Origin of the sequence: Pseudoalteromonas sp. JB197 (assembly GCF_002332205.1) — a bacterium.
In the GTDB taxonomy this organism is placed as follows: Bacteria; Pseudomonadota; Gammaproteobacteria; order Enterobacterales; family Alteromonadaceae; genus Pseudoalteromonas; species Pseudoalteromonas nigrifaciens.
In genome coordinates this window covers 1,511,282-1,526,581 of the sequence record NZ_NRGZ01000001.1, presented here as the reverse complement: position 1 = coordinate 1,526,581, position 15,300 = coordinate 1,511,282, and the positions used below count along the sequence as shown (strand labels likewise).

Sequence of the window (15,300 nt, the reverse complement as noted above, 5' to 3'; positions counted from 1 at the left end):
TCAACTTTTTTGTTTATGGGCTATTTTTGATACTCGTTGACTCTCGTTTGACCAAGCGGGGTAAATATTTATGCTCACTGTGACTGACACTTTCAACTATTTCATTTTTAAAGTGTGTTAACGCCAACTGAGCTGCATGCTGCGCCATTTTTTCAATGGGATAGTTTAAAGTGGTTAGTTTTGGCCTTGAATAACGCGCAATCAGCACATCATCAAAACCAATCACCGACACATCACCGGGTACCTTATAGCCATTATCTTCAAGTGTTGAAATAGCACCAATAGCCATAGCATCGTTATAAACAAAAATAGCGCTGAAGGGCTGCCCAGAGGCTAATAAGTTTTGCGCAGCGCTTTGTCCGCCTTGTAGGGTAGGCTCCGCGTATTTAATCAGCGCAGGGCTAATTGGATTACCTGCCATATTTAGTTCTGCCGAAAAACCATTAAGGCGTAGCGCAGGATCTTCAATTTGATACTTGCTGCTTATACAGGCAATGTTTTTATGTTTGAGCGCCATTAGATGCCGCGCTGCTATTTTTGCACCTTCTTCGTTATCTAACCAAATACATTTATGTTTTATTTGCTCAATGTGTCTATTGATAAGCACTAAGCCGGGGAGTTTTTCACATAAAGTAATTAGTTCGCAGTCAGGAATTATTTTACTATGCATAACAACAGTTTGGCAGCGGCGCTCAAGTAATAAATTAATAGCTGCGCGTTCAGATTCTACACTTTGTCCTGCGGTACTTAACAGCAATTGCATATTATTTTCGCGGGCTACTTTATCTACCCCGCTGGCTAATGATGCAAAAAATGGATCGCTAAGTTCGGGGATCACCACGCCTATGGTCATACTTTTTCGGGTTACTAAAGCACGTGCATTAGCATTGGGCGTGTAGCCAAGCTCTTGCATTACTTTATTTACTTTTTCTATGGTTGCCTTACTTACTTTAGGGCCATTATTAATTACACGAGATACCGAGGCGATAGACACGCCTGCAATTCTGGCTACATCTTTTATTGTTGTCATTGGCGGGTAATCGTTTTCTACATCCTGTTAATAATAAAATTTACACTATTTAACGTGGGCTGTATATGTAGATTTTTTAGGTTGCAAATAGCGGGGTAAGCGTTTACCCTTTTCGGTTTTATCATAAACCACATTTGAGATATTTATGGATACAATTTTTGACCCAACTGAGCATCCACATCGTCGCTACAATCCATTGATTGATGAGTGGGTGTTAGTTTCACCGCATCGTGCCAAACGACCTTGGCAGGGACAAGTTGAAACTCTCGATGAAGACGTTAGAGAAAGTCATGATGAAAGCTGTTTTTTATGTGCTGGTAATACTCGTATAAACGGTGAGGTTAATGACAACTATAAAAAAACTTATGTGTTTACTAATGACTTTGCAGCTCTGAAAATTGATACTCCAGAATTTAAAACAGACGATCCGCTATTTAAAATGGCCACAGAGCAAGGCGAAAGTCGTGTTATTTGCTTCTCTCCAGATCACAGCAAAACCTTACCGCAACTTAGTATTAGCGCTATTACCGACATTGTTAAAACGTGGCAAAGCCAGTGCTTAGAGTTAGGCGAAAAGTATAACTGGGTGCAGGTATTCGAAAACAAAGGGGCGATGATGGGGTGCTCAAATCCGCATCCGCATGGCCAAATTTGGTCGCAGCAGCAATTACCTACTTTGGTAAATAAAAAACAACATGCGCTGAGCGACTATGCTAAAAAATATAACAGTAACTTATTACTTGATTACGCTCAGCGTGAAGCGCAATCGGGCGAGCGTGTTGTTGTTAAAAATGAAGATTGGCTGGTGGTTGTACCGTACTGGGCAGGCTGGCCATTTGAAACCTTATTATTACCGCGTTTTGCGTTAACACGTATGGTCGACTTAACCCCAGAACAAGCGGTAACTCTAGCCGATGCATTAAAACAAATTACCACTAAATACGACAATTTATTTAATTGTTCGTTCCCATATTCTATGGGCTGGCACGGCGCGCCTTATGATGGGCAAGAGCATAGTGAATGGCAGCTTCATGCAAGCTTTTTTCCACCATTATTACGCTCAGCTACTGTGCGTAAATTTATGGTGGGTTACGAAATGATGGCTGAATCACAACGTGATTTAACCCCAGAGCAAGCAGCACAAAGATTACGTGATGTACCAAACGTACATTATAAGGAGGCTAAGTAATGCCAAGAACTACAATGCTTATTAGTCAATTTGAACAACATTTTAATTGCCCGCCAGAACAGCTATTTCATGCACCTGGGCGCGTTAACCTCATTGGTGAACACACAGATTATAATGATGGTTTTGTGCTACCTGCTGCGATTAATTTTGGCACCGACATTGCTGCAAAAGCACGAGCTGATCGCAACATTAACGTCTTAGCAATTGATTGTAACAGCGAAACCAATAGTTTTAGCCTAGATAAAATAGAATTTAGCCAACAACAAATGTGGGTTAATTATATTCGCGGCACACTGCAAGCATTAATGCAAAGCTATCCAAATATTAGTGGCGCCGACTTAGTGGTATCGGGCAATGTGCCACAAGGTACAGGTTTGAGTTCATCAGCTAGTTTTGAAATTGCTCTTTTAAAAACGTTTGCAACATTAAACAATATTCCGCTCGATGGTGTTAAAGCGGCACTTATGGGACAAAGTGCTGAAAATAACTTTGTCGGCTGTAATTGCGGCATTATGGATCAATTAATTTCGTCGATGGGCAAGCAAGGGCATGCCATGTTGCTCGATTGCAGAAGTTTAACCTTTGAATATGCTGTGATTCCAAAGGGAATGTCGTTAGTTATTGTTAACTCTAATGTTAAAAGAGGGCTGGTCGACAGCGAATACAATACCCGACGCGAGCAATGCGAAGCTGCAGCAAAGCACTTTAATAAACCGGCATTGCGCGATGTTACTCTTGAGGAACTAGAAGCAGAGCAAGCTAATTTACCGCCATTAATATATAAGCGCGCTAAACATATAGTCACTGAAAATACCCGTACCGAACTAGCTCTCAAAGCGCTAAACGTCAATGATATGGTAACTATGAGCCAACTTATGGCACAATCGCACCTATCAATGAAAAATGATTTTGATATTACTACCTCTCAAATAGACTTTTTAGTGGATATTACTGCTCAAGTTTTAGGCGAACAAGGCGGCGTGCGTATGACCGGTGGTGGTTTTGGTGGTTGTATCGTTGCTTTAACACCGGATCATTTAGTTGAGCAAGTACGTAACACTATTGACACACATTATTATGCAAAAACAGGGCTTCAAGCAGACGTTTACGTATGCCTGGCTTCTCAAGGTGCTTTTAGTAATTAATAAAACACAATAAAAATCAATAAGACAACAAGGTTAAAGTTATGAAATTACAACCGCTCGACATTGCCATATTTTTTACTTATGTGGTGGGGTTATTAGTACTCGCGCTGTGGATCTCGCGAGAGGAGAAAGGTGCCAGTAAAAATACTGAAGACTACTTTCTTGCTAGTAAAGCACTGCCTTGGTGGGCAATTGGTGCATCATTAATTGCTTCAAATATATCGGCAGAACAAATTATTGGCATGTCTGGTTCGGGCTATGCGATTGGTTTAGCTATTGCATCTTATGAGTGGATGGCAGCAATTACCTTAATTATTGTAGGTAAATATATGCTGCCGATATTTCTTAAAAATGAAATATTTACTATGCCGCAATATTTAGAGCAACGCTTTGATAGCAAAGTTAAAACAGTGTTAGCGCTGTTTTGGCTAGCGGTATATGTATTTGTAAATTTAACCGCTGTTTTATGGCTTGGTGGTTTAGCAATAGAAACCGTTGCCGGTGTTGACTGGATGTACGGAATGATCTTTTTAGCCTTATTTTCAGTCGCTTATTCACTTTATGGTGGTTTGAAAGCCGTTGCTTATACCGATATTTTACAAGTAGTGCTACTGGTATTTGGTGGCTTGTTTTTAAGTTACTTAGCACTAGATGCAGTGGCAGATGGCGATGGGATAATAGCAGGCTTTGGCGTTTTAACTGATCAGCTTCCTAACCACTTTGATATGATTTTAAGCCCAGATAGCCCGCATTATATGAGTTTACCTGGTTTATCAGTATTAATTGGTGGCCTGTGGATAATGAACATTAGCTACTGGGGATTTAATCAATATATTATTCAGCGCGCACTTGCCGCTAAAAACCTTAAAGAAGCACAAAAAGGTATTGCCTTTGCTGCCTATTTAAAATTATTAATGCCAGTAATTGTAGTGTTGCCAGGTATTGCTGCGGTTGTTTTATACCCGCAACTTACCACGCCAGATCAAGCGTATCCGTCTATGATGGCGTTAATGCCAACAGGTATTAAAGGTCTTATTTTTGCTGCATTAGTGGCGGCAATTGTTTCATCACTTGCCTCTATGACTAACAGTATTTCAACTATTTTCACTATGGATATTTACAGCAAGTTAAAACCAGGTAAATCACAAAAACATTATGTATTTATAGGCCGCTCAGCTGCATTAATATCTTTAGCTATAGCCTTGGTTGTGGCAGAGCCATTATTAGGTAAGTTCGATCAAGCGTTTCAATATATTCAAGAATTCACCGGTTTCTTTACTCCAGGTATTGTAGTGATTTTTGTAATGGGTATGTTTTGGTCAAAAGCCAGTTCAGCGGGTGCGTTAGCTGCGGCAATTGGCTCGGCTGTATTCTCAATCCTGTTAAAAGTTTACTGGGTAGCGCTGCCATTTATGGACAGAGTAGGCTTAGTATTTTTACTGTGTTTAGCATTGTGTGTAATTGTATCATTAGCTAAGCCAGATAAAGGCCAAGACAGTAGCGTTAGCCTAGACGATGTTAACTTTAAAACCTCAAGCAACTTTAACATAGCGGCATTGGGTGTAGTTATCATCTTAATCGCTTTGTATACTACTTGGTGGTAATGCAGAATGCTTACTAAGTGAGTATGACAGCCATAGCTATCTGCTCACGTGTTTAACGCAAAATATAGTGAATCAAAGCAGCTTAGGTTGCTTTGATTTTTTTGTGTTCTAATAGACATAACAAGAAAACAGTAAATGAATCAATTACACAGTTATATATTAAGCAATGAGCAAGGCATGCGGGTCGAAATATTAAATTATGGCGCGCGGGTTAAATCTATTTTATTTCCGGTAAACGATACACCCACAGAAATGACTGTTGGGTATGCCGATAGCAGTCGTTATTTAACCGATACTTATTATTTAGGTGCTACCTGTGGTCGCGTTGCTAATCGTATTAGTGGTGCTAGTTTTGAGCTTGAAGGTGAGCAATATTTACTGAGTAAAAATGATGGTGAAAATTGCTTACATGGCGGTGCGGATAACTTTTCTCTGCGTTTTTGGCAAGTGCAATCGAGTACTGCCAACGAAGTGATTTTGAGCTTAAGCTCAGAAGATGGCGACCAAGGTTTTCCTGGCAAGGTTGAAATGCAAATACGTTATCATTTATCACATGATAATAAGTTGACTATGAGTTTTAGCGCAACCACAAATAAAGCAACCCCTATTAACGCTACTAATCATTGCTACTTTAATTTAGGTGAGCAAAATTGCTTGCCACTCACGTTACAAATAAATGCGGCCAGCTATTTAGAGCGTGACAATAACAGCTTACCAACTGGTAGAGTGTTAAGTGTCAAAAATAGTGACTTTTGTTTTGACCAACCGGTTATTATTGGCCAGCGTCTGCAGTCAGCTCAGCACCCACAACTAACAGGGCCAACAGGGTTTGATCATTGTTTTGTTATAAATCAGCCACAAGCAAACAAAGCTGCAGCGGTATTAAGCTCATTACGCAATAAAGTTAAAATGTCGTTGTACACCGACCAAGCATCTATACAGCTTTATACTGGTGCATTTTTAGCCGCACCATTAAGCCCTGATCAGGGAGTGTGTTTAGAAGCTCAAAATTATAGCGATGCAGTAAACTTTCCAGATTTTGAAAACTCAATACTAAAGCCGGGCGAAGTTTATAATAAATATATTAGCTATCACTTTGAAAATATTTAAATAAAGCTGTTTAGTATAAGGGCTATGAGCTATTTTTTAACGGGAATATCTTCGAGTATCTTTAAAATAGCCTGATTACTGTTTAATTTGGCTAAATCGATTAGGTAACTTTTTTCAAGATCTTGCATAGGTTGCTTTGTTAATAGCGCTTTTACTGACTCTTCTTCTGCATTTACTATGGCGGTTTTTAACGCTGCAAAGTTTGCGATACTGTGTTCATTTTGCTCAGTCATATTAAATCCTCTTATTGGCGCGAGTTGTGACTTTTAAAGTTATGGCCTTAACTACTTGGCCATATAATTAAATCTACGCGCTTTCATAAACCAGCCAGCGGTGTACTTACTCAATAACAAATAAGTCCATAAAGCTATTTACAGGCATGGCCTCAAGCGCTGTTTGATTTTTACAAAGCGTGAAAATAGTGTGGCATTGTTTATTCTCAAAGCGGGACGCTAAATTAGCTTTAAATTTTTGCTCCAATAGTGGGATCCCTTCCTCACGACGGCGACGATGACCCACAGGATATTCTATAACTGTGTCCTCGGTGCTACTGCCATCTTTAAAGAAAACCTGAATAGCATTTGCGATAGAGCGTTTATCATCCTCTAAATATTCTTTGGTAAAGCGTGCATCTTCTACAATGTGCATTTTGTTGCGCAGTTTATCAATAATCGGGTGTGCGTTATGAAATTCGTCTTCGTAATGATCAGCGGTTAAATTGCCAAATATTAACGGCACTGCAATCATGTATTGTAAACAATGATCGCGATCGGCTGCGTTATCCAGGGAACCCGTTTTTGAAATAATACGAATGGCCGACTCGTGAGTACGCACAACAATTTTATCAATATCGGCTAGCCGATCTTTTACCTGAGGATGTAAAATAACCGACGCTTCAGCGGCTGTTTGGGCATGAAACTCAGCAGGAAACGATATTTTAAATAAAATATTTTCCATAACATAACTGCCGTAGCCTTGGGTGAATAAAAACTGCCGTTCGGCCTCAGGTTTAAGTGCTTGGTCTTTGTTGGTTTTAGAAAAAGAGACATCATAAAACCCCCATTGCGGGGCTGTTAACACGCTTGGAATGCCCATTTCACCACGCATAGATATATCAGCTAAATGAACGGCTCGGGAAGTTGCATCGCCAGCAGCCCATGATTTACGAGAGCCTGCATTGGGTGCATGCCTATAGGTGCGCAGCGCTGAGCCATCTACCCAAGCTTGTGATATAGCGGCCATAATTTGTTGTTTATTGCCGCCCATCATTTTAGTGGCAACCGCAGTAGATGCAACCCGTACTAATAATACGTGGCATAAACCCACCCGATTAAACGAATTTTTTAGCGCTATTACGCCTTGAATTTCATGCGCCATGATCATGGCTTCTAGCACTTCGCGCATTTTTAAAGGTTGTTCACCCTTGCTCAGTCTCACTTGGGATAGATGATCAGCAACGGCTAAAATAGCACCTAAGTTATCTGACGGATGACCCCATTCGGCGGCCAACCAAGTATCGTTATAATCGAGCCAGCGAATAATGCAGCCAATATCCCATGCCGCTTTTACAGGGTCGAGTACCAAAGATGTGCCCGGTACGCGTGCACCATTAGGCACAATCGTACCTGCTACTATAGGGCCGAGGAGCTTGCTGCATTCAGGAAATCGCAGCGCTAATAGCCCACACCCTAAAGTGTCTATTAAACAGTTACGGGCAGTATTGAGCGCTTCCTTGCTGCTCACTTTATAATTTAATACATAATCAGCTATATCTTGTATTACATGGTCGTAATCAGGGCGATTATTAATATCTACATTATTACTCATTTTTTATCCTTATTCGTTCCTAAATTCGGATAATAAGTGCAATTTCTCAGATTAGATGGCCAGCTGTTATAATTCGGCCATTTTCTCGCCAAAGGAAATTGCTTTAATGAAATATAAACAGCTGACACAAGAAGAAAGATACCAGATTTACGCGTTAATAAAAGCAGGAAATAACCAAAAGCAGATAGCTGAAGAACTAACTCGTTCACCGTCATCTATTTCTAGAGAGCTAAAACGCAATAAAGGACTTAAAGGCTATCGGCCTAACCAAGCCAATAACTTTGCTGAACAAAGACGTAAGTCATCTTTCAAAGCAAGTAAGTTAACAGAGGACGTCACTCACTGGATTAATAAATTGTTGCATGACGGACTTTCCCCTGAGCAAGTGGCAGGCCGCTTAGCTTTAGAGAAACAGGTCGTTTTACATCATGAAACAATTTATCAATATATTTACAGAGACAAGGCTCGTGGTGGCAAGCTACATAAGACACTCACTCGTGCATGTAAAAAGTATAAAAAACGCTATGGAAGCTATGATAAACGTGGACAGATAGTTAATCGAGTCAGCATTGATGAACGCCCAAGTATTGTGGATTCAAAGTCTAGGATTGGTGATTGGGAGGGCGATACAGTGATAGGTAAAGGGCGTAAAAATGCGCTTGTCACAATGGTTGAACGTAAAACGTTATATACAGTCGTTCACAGAATTGAAAGCAAGCATGCGAAAATAACAGCCGATGCGCTGATCAAGTGTATGACACCATATAAAGATAGGGTTATTACCGTGACGTTAGATAATGGAAAAGAGTTTGCTCACCATGAGCATGTTGCACAAGCATTAGAAGCTGATGTGTATTTCGCTCATCCCTATTCATCATGGGAGCGGGGCATAAATGAGAATACCAACGGCTTACTTAGACGCTTCTTCCCCAAGGGAACTGACTTTATGGCGCTAAGTGAAGCAGAGATACAGGCGGCAGTTGATAAGCTCAACCATCGGCCAAGAAAAACAAGAGGGTATAAAACCCCTCATGAATTATTTACGGGGCAATCAGAAGTTCTGGTGGCTGCATAATGATTGCACTTAATACTTGAATTCAAGTTTAGGTATATACGTTTTAACCTAAAAATAAGACCCTAATTTAAAAGTAAGAATAAAAAACGATTATGTAAATTACCTGCATCTTTTGTGTAATTGCAATGACGTGCCACATTCTCAAAGAGAGAATGGTGCGGGCTAAAGTAACGCTATTCATTAATTAAATAAGAACAAAGGATGTTGGCTTTCATTAAACTACAATATGAATTATAGATAATCGACTGTATATAAAATCAAAATAACATACGTTTATTTTTATAAAGCAACTTAAGAGGATGTTTATTATGGCTAAAGTGCTTAAAGCGAAAGAGCATGATATTGGTGGGTTAAATGTAAAACGCGTTTTACCTCATCAAGAAAAACGCATGGTAGGTCCATTTGTTTTCTTTGACCAAATGGGGCCAAATAATTTCCCTGCGGGCCAAGGTATAAATGTTAGACCGCATCCACATATTGGTTTATCAACACTAACTTACCTATTTGATGGTAGTATTTTACATCGTGATTCGCTGGGTAATAATTTAGAAATTCGCCCCGGTGATGTTAACTGGATGACCTCAGGCAAAGGTATTACCCATTCAGAGCGTGAAAGCTTTGAAGTACGAGCAAATCCACATTCAATTAGTGGTTTACAGTGTTGGGTTGCATTGCCAGAAGCTATGGCAGAAATTGAACCGTCATTTAATCATGTGAAAAAAAACCAATTACCGCACATTACCCACGAAGGAGTAATGATGCGATTAGTGGTGGGTGAAGCTTATGGTTTAAGTTCGCCGGTTAAAACCTATTCACCCATGTTTTATATTGATGTTGTTGCCAGCAAAGGAAGTGTTATAAAGCGCCCACACCCAGAACAAGAAACTGCAATATTTACCATTTGTGGCGAAGTAACTGTTAACGGTGAAACGTTTGGTACTAATGAGTTTATTTTATTAGAGCCAGGCGATAGCGAAATTACACTGGCAAGTGACGGTCGCTTTATTATGTTAGGCGGCGATAAATTTGAAAAAGTACCATTTTTGTATTGGAACTTTGTGTCATTTAGCAAAGAGCGCATTGAGCAGGCGAAAGACGATTGGGAAAATGGGCGCTTTCCAACTATTCCAGGTGATGATAAAGAGTTTATTCCACTTAAATAATGCCAAAGCTATTGAGCTTTAATAGCTAATTACCTGAGATCCAAATAAAAGCCACATCTATTTATACATCATAACTAGGTGTGGTTTTGCTCAAGTTTAACTTGTCTGAAGATAGCCTGCAGAATTAACAACAAAAATAAAATATAAAGCAATAAGAGGTAATCATGCTTAGAGTCACACTAGAGCAATGGCGAATGTTTCGCTCTGTGGTGCAATTTGGTGGCTTTAATCAAGCCTCACAAGGAATTCATAAAAGCCAGTCAAGTATTCATAATGCGGTGGGTAAAATAGAAAGCTCGCTCGATGTTAAGTTATTTGAAATTGAAGGGCGAAAAACTGTTTTGACTCAAGCAGGTGAGCTAATGCTTAAGCGCGCCAACTTTTTGCTTGATGAAGCCGCTAAGCTGGAAATAGTGGGTCATACTCTTGGTCAAGGCACAGAAGGGAGCCTAAAAATTGCAGTTGATGAAATGTTTCCACAAGCAAGGCTGTATAAAGTGCTTGATACTGTTTCTGCCCAATACCCAATGCTGCAAATTGAGTTGGTGGAATCGGTACTGAGTGGGGCAAGCGAACTGATTGAGAATGCTGATGTAGATATTGCTATTTCACCGGTTGCATTAACAGAAGGTTTTAGTGAGCAACTTTGCCAAATAGACTTTATTGCAGTTGCTAATCCAGATCACACATTACATTCTTTGGGGAGAGATTTAACCGCAGAGGATTTAAAAAGTCATCGTCAAATTGTAGTGCGCGACTCAGGTATGCATCGTAAAAGTGATGCAGGCTGGTTAGGTGCTAACCAGCGCTGGACGGTGAGTCATTTACGCACTTCTATTGATATGATCTGCAGTGGTTTAGGTTTTGCTTGGCTACCTTTAACTTCTATTAAAAATGAACTAGTACAGGGCAAACTCAAAACACTCCCTTTGCAACATAACAGCAAGCGCTCTATGCAGTTGCATTTAATCTTTAAAGATGGCGACAGCTTAGGTCCAGCAGCCAGAGCTTTTTTAGCTGAACTAAGATATCAATGTGAAGAACTACAATAAACATTCTTTTAAATCGAATGATTGATACTAAAACAGCTAATTTTAATCGTATAAACACAGTAGTAAACTGGCTTCATTGAAATAGATGAAGGAATTTATAATGAAATATATAAGAAAGTCACAAGAGCGCGGCTCGGTCGATCTTGGTTGGTTGCAAAGCAAACATAGTTTTTCTTTTGGCAGTTACTACGATCCAAAACATATGGGTGTTTCAGCACTGCGCGTAATAAACGACGACATGGTTATGCCAGGTAAAGGTTTTGGGACGCACGGGCACCGCGATATGGAAATTATTTCGTATGTTATGCAAGGCGCATTAAAGCATGAGGACAGTGAAGGCAATAAGCACACTGTACCGGCAGGCGACGTACAACGTATGAGTGCGGGCAGTGGCGTAATGCATTCAGAATATAATGCATCTAACACTGACCAAGTTAAGTTTTTACAAATTTGGATACAGCCCAATAAAATGGGAATTAAACCAAGTTATGAGCAAAAAAGTATTGCGCAAAATGGTCCACTAACGCCATTACTTACACCAGAGGGCGGCGAAAATGCATTGTCAATTAATCAAGATGCAAGCTTGTCACGCTTAGTTTTAAACGTGCAACAAACGTTTATGCTGGCCTCGGGTAAGCAAATTGGTTACCTGCACATTGTAAAAGGTAGCGTAATGGTTGATGGTAAAGAATTTGCTGCAGGTGATGCCTTTGCGGTTGACCCCGCGACAGAGTTAAACCTTGAAGCAACAGCTGAACTTGAAGCTTTATGGTTTGAATTACCGGCGGATTTCTAGTATGGATATTACAACACTTGTTTTAATAGCAGCTGTTGTTGTGTTAATAGGTGTTTCAAAATCAGCATTTGCAGGGGCATTAGGCGTGTTTGCCGTGCCGCTGCTAATGCTAAAATTGCCAGCAGCGCAAGCCATTGCACTGATGCTGCCACTATTAATTATTGGCGACATGTTAAGCGTAAGAAGTTACTGGCGAAAATGGGACAATCAACTACTTCTGCCCCTAATTCCTGGGGCAATAGTAGGTGTGCTCATTGCTTATTTAATTATAGACGTTATTAATGCAAAGCACTTACGCTTGATAATCGCCTTAATATGTATTGTTTTTTCAATTAAAAATATTTTCTTTAAAAAAAGCTCGCTTAAAATTCTCAGTAATAAAATTGGCGCGGGGATAATGTCCATGTTCTCCGGTATTACCAGCAGTTTAGTGCATGCAGGTGGGCCACCCATTATTATTTATTTCACAGCGATAGGGCTTACTCCGGGTAAGTTTGTTGCTACCGTGGCGATATTTTTCGCAATGATGAATGTAATAAAACTTATTGCAGCTTTATCGTTCGGCTTGTTAACGGGTGAGACAATTTTAACTGCACTGGCCTTTTTCCCACTGGCATTTGTAGGTAATTGGTTAGGGGTAAAAATTAATGAAGTACTGGATAAAGTGTTATTTTTAAAGATAATGAATTATTTATTGTTAGTGCTCGGTTTTTGGTTACTTTTAGGTAAGTAACTGTAAATAGATTAGTTTTTAATTACTTAAATATTTGAACAACCACAGGAGATACTCATGTCTGAATTGAAAATGTCAAACTTAAAAGATTTACAACAATTAGCACAGAAGCGTCGCTCTATCTATGCTCTAAGCGATCAGTTGCCAGTTTCTAACGAAGAAGTAGTTAAGCTTGTTGAGCACGCAGTTTTGCATACGCCATCAGCTTTTAACTCACAATCGGCACGTATCGTCGTTTTGTTTGGTGATGAGCATCACAAACTGTGGGACATTACTGAAGAAACGCTTAGAGTTATCGTTGGTGACGACGAAAAATTTCAAGGTACTAAAAATAAAATTGCAGGCTTTAGAGCCGGTGCAGGTACGGTATTGTTCTTCGAGGACAAAGCCGTAGTAAGAAACATGCAAGAAGCTGCACCTTTGTATGCTGACAAATTTCCAATTTGGGCGCAACAAAGCAGCGCTATGCATCAGTATGCGATTTGGACAGCATTGGCTAGCTTAGACATTGGTGCCAACCTGCAACATTATAATCCAGTTATCGATCAAAAAGTTGCAGATGAGTGGAACATAGCTGCAGACTGGGAATTGAATGCACAAATGGTATTTGGCGCTATCGATCAGCCAGCAGGCGACAAGGAGTTTAAACCGGTTGAAGAACGTATGAAAGTATTTGGTTAATACACTTACTTTAATATAATTTAACCAATGAAACCGTTTAGATGTATTTCTAGCGGTTTCATTTTTTATAAGTAACCAATTAATCTAACATTGATTTAAACAACAGCCAAAGCGTTTAACTTTAACATTTGTAATGTAAAGTATGACTTACTTTTTTAGTGAATAAATCAGAATACCCGCCATAGCACCTAATACCTAGCACCTAGCAATAGCATTCAGTATAAAATGATAAGCACTACTTCGCTTTGTAACCTCTACTTAGCTTATATTTTTAAATTAGCAATTTATAGCTTCAATAATCAAACGCTTGGCAATATAGCTTTATCCTATAAAAACAATACCGTGGCTTTCATAGTTCCTTAAATTATTAGGCGACACGTATGAAACTGATGTAGATGGAAATTCAACTCAACTGCAAGCAGGTATTATTCCACCAGCTTCAGTACCTGGCTTTTCTAAGCATGTATTTAGTAGCCAGTTGTACTACCAAATTGGTGGATTTGATACCGCGGTTATTTACAAATACCGTAGCGAATACTTCCAACCTTACACATCTAATGGTACTCGCTTACGTTATGTAGACGGGGTAGGGGTGTGGGAAATGCGCGCATCTTATAAAATTAATGAGCACATTAGAATTAAAGCAGAGGCAATTAACTTATTTAGTGCACCTAAATCACAAGACTTCTTTGTTGAGGGGAACTTAGGTGAAGTGAATGACTATGGCCCACGCTTATTCTTGGGTATGAGCTTTAAGTTCTAATTTAAAGCAATTAACACACAAAAGGCTCTAATTTAGAGCCTTTTTTATTTGGTGAACACACTAACTTAGTGGGTTAAATGGGTAATAGAATACAATCCACGCGTTTCATCTGTTTTACGTTTTATCTCTTCAAGCGCTTTAGCTTCACTGGCTGCAAATAATGCATTAATTAATCGGTTAAAGTGGTTATGCATTGCTTTTCTTGCTGCTGATGAGTCATGCGATGCAATTGCTTCGTATATAGCAGTGTGTTCTTGTATTCGTTGCTCGTTACTTTGCGAACAAACATCTTCATGAGCCGAGATAATTACAGGTTCGGTTAATCTCAACTTCCAAAGATTATTAATTGTTAAAACAATAGCGTTATTACGGGTTGATTGCGCGATAATTTCATGAAAACGTTGATCGGCTGCATTCGCGGTTTCAGCAATACGCATGTCATCAAGTGTTTGTTTTAACAACGCTAACTCTTCACTTTGTATCGTTGCGGCAGACAGTGCTGCAGCCTCTGCTTCAACCAAAGCACGGGCTTGAGTTAGCTCAAATGCACTAATTGGTTTAGCGAAGCTTTCTGACTTTTTAGTGTCAGTAACAAAAACACCAGATCCCGTTTTTACTTCAACGCGCTCTCTAACTTCAAGTGCAATAATTGCCTCGCGTATAGTCGGGCGGCTTACTTGGTGAATTTCGGCTAACTCACGCTCTGCTGGTAACCGTGTACCCACAGGATAAATGCCTTGAGCTATCGCGGCTTCTAATTTTTCAACAATTGTCCAAAAACGTCTGCGCCTTTTCATTTTCATATCCTCTGATTTAAATTGTTGTAAATTCATAATGTTGCCACAATAGAAAATTAATAAGGCTACTTTACGCCTACTTTGTAATCGTAAGTTAATTGGTAATTTTATAATACTAATTGGTAAGATAACTCCCTTCAAGAAGCTTGTCAAATTGGCTTCACTTTTCATGTAAGGTATTGATATACATTTCTCTATTGATAAATACCTAGCGTATTATTGCAAACAAAAACGCATTTATTAATCAATCTTATTTACAAATAAATCTAAGGCATAATGCTGTGGTTTGAGGTAGCCTATTCAACACTTTAAAAATGCATTTATAAGCAATTAAA

The 15,300-nt window shown here is 39.5% G+C and carries 14 protein-coding genes and 1 pseudogene; 11 read left to right on the top strand and 4 right to left on the bottom strand.

Annotated elements, in window-relative coordinates:
* Positions 1–13 precede the first annotated feature (13 nt).
* Complete coding sequence (locus CIK86_RS07215; protein WP_086994997.1) at positions 14–1,030, bottom strand: LacI family DNA-binding transcriptional regulator; 1,017 nt, start codon at positions 1,028–1,030, stop codon at positions 14–16.
* Positions 1,031–1,175: 145 nt separating this feature from the next.
* On the opposite strand from CIK86_RS07215, the gene CIK86_RS07210 reads away from it, so the two are divergent.
* The 4 genes from CIK86_RS07210 to CIK86_RS07195 all read left to right on the top strand — a co-directional run bounded on the left by CIK86_RS07210 (position 1,176) and on the right by CIK86_RS07195 (position 6,078).
* Positions 1,176–2,219 (top strand): UDP-glucose--hexose-1-phosphate uridylyltransferase, encoded by a 1,044-nt coding sequence (locus CIK86_RS07210; protein WP_011328446.1) that lies wholly within the window; start codon positions 1,176–1,178, stop codon positions 2,217–2,219.
* Positions 2,219–3,364: a galactokinase gene (galK, locus tag CIK86_RS07205; RefSeq protein ID WP_086995000.1), complete on the top strand. Its 1,146-nt coding sequence runs from the start codon at positions 2,219–2,221 to the stop codon at positions 3,362–3,364. Before CIK86_RS07210 ends, galK begins: the two co-directional genes overlap by 1 nt.
* 41 nt (positions 3,365–3,405) lie before the next feature.
* The gene (locus CIK86_RS07200) at positions 3,406–4,968 is read left to right on the top strand and encodes a sodium/sugar symporter (RefSeq protein WP_086995003.1); all 1,563 of its coding nucleotides are present in this window, start codon (positions 3,406–3,408) and stop codon (positions 4,966–4,968) included.
* A 135-nt stretch (positions 4,969–5,103) separates the two neighbouring features.
* Positions 5,104–6,078, top strand: a complete 975-nt coding sequence (locus CIK86_RS07195) for an aldose epimerase family protein (RefSeq protein ID WP_041454464.1) — start codon at positions 5,104–5,106, stop codon at positions 6,076–6,078.
* A 29-nt stretch (positions 6,079–6,107) separates the two neighbouring features.
* On the opposite strand, the gene CIK86_RS07190 is transcribed toward CIK86_RS07195, so the two are convergent.
* A complete protein-coding gene (locus CIK86_RS07190) occupies positions 6,108–6,311 on the bottom strand; it encodes a hypothetical protein (protein ID WP_011328442.1) in 204 nt (67 codons plus the stop codon).
* A gap of 106 nt (positions 6,312–6,417) precedes the next feature.
* Positions 6,418–7,905 (bottom strand): bifunctional 2-methylcitrate dehydratase/aconitate hydratase, encoded by a 1,488-nt coding sequence (locus CIK86_RS07185; protein WP_086995006.1) that lies wholly within the window; start codon positions 7,903–7,905, stop codon positions 6,418–6,420.
* A gap of 106 nt (positions 7,906–8,011) precedes the next feature.
* Here CIK86_RS07185 and CIK86_RS07180 point away from each other — a divergent pair, with 106 nt between their 5' ends.
* The 7 genes and pseudogenes from CIK86_RS07180 to CIK86_RS07150 form a co-directional block, all read left to right on the top strand.
* The gene (locus CIK86_RS07180; RefSeq protein ID WP_096317094.1) at positions 8,012–8,980 is read left to right on the top strand and encodes an IS30 family transposase; all 969 of its coding nucleotides are present in this window, start codon (positions 8,012–8,014) and stop codon (positions 8,978–8,980) included.
* Between the two features lie 308 nt (positions 8,981–9,288).
* Positions 9,289–10,143 carry a pirin family protein gene (locus CIK86_RS07175; protein WP_011328431.1) on the top strand — a complete coding sequence of 285 codons (855 nt, stop codon included), beginning with the start codon at positions 9,289–9,291 and terminating at the stop codon, positions 10,141–10,143.
* Positions 10,144–10,307: 164 nt separating this feature from the next.
* Positions 10,308–11,195, top strand: a complete 888-nt coding sequence (locus CIK86_RS07170; protein WP_086995354.1) for a LysR family transcriptional regulator — start codon at positions 10,308–10,310, stop codon at positions 11,193–11,195.
* 100 nt (positions 11,196–11,295) lie between these two features.
* Positions 11,296–11,991, top strand: coding sequence for a pirin family protein (locus CIK86_RS07165; protein ID WP_086995358.1), 696 nt, complete (start codon positions 11,296–11,298; stop codon positions 11,989–11,991).
* A 1-nt stretch (position 11,992) separates the two neighbouring features.
* Positions 11,993–12,724 (top strand): sulfite exporter TauE/SafE family protein, encoded by a 732-nt coding sequence (locus CIK86_RS07160; protein WP_086995362.1) that lies wholly within the window; start codon positions 11,993–11,995, stop codon positions 12,722–12,724.
* Between the two features lie 57 nt (positions 12,725–12,781).
* On the top strand, positions 12,782–13,405 hold the full coding sequence (locus CIK86_RS07155; RefSeq protein WP_217896478.1) for a nitroreductase family protein: 624 nt from the start codon (positions 12,782–12,784) through the stop codon (positions 13,403–13,405).
* Positions 13,406–13,775: 370 nt separating this feature from the next.
* A pseudogene (locus CIK86_RS07150) lies at positions 13,776–14,168 on the top strand (TonB-dependent receptor); the annotation flags it as partial.
* A gap of 65 nt (positions 14,169–14,233) precedes the next feature.
* On the opposite strand, the gene CIK86_RS07145 reads toward CIK86_RS07150, so the two are convergent.
* On the bottom strand, positions 14,234–14,965 hold the full coding sequence (locus tag CIK86_RS07145; protein ID WP_086995365.1) for an FCD domain-containing protein: 732 nt from the start codon (positions 14,963–14,965) through the stop codon (positions 14,234–14,236).
* Positions 14,966–15,300 lie beyond the last annotated feature (335 nt).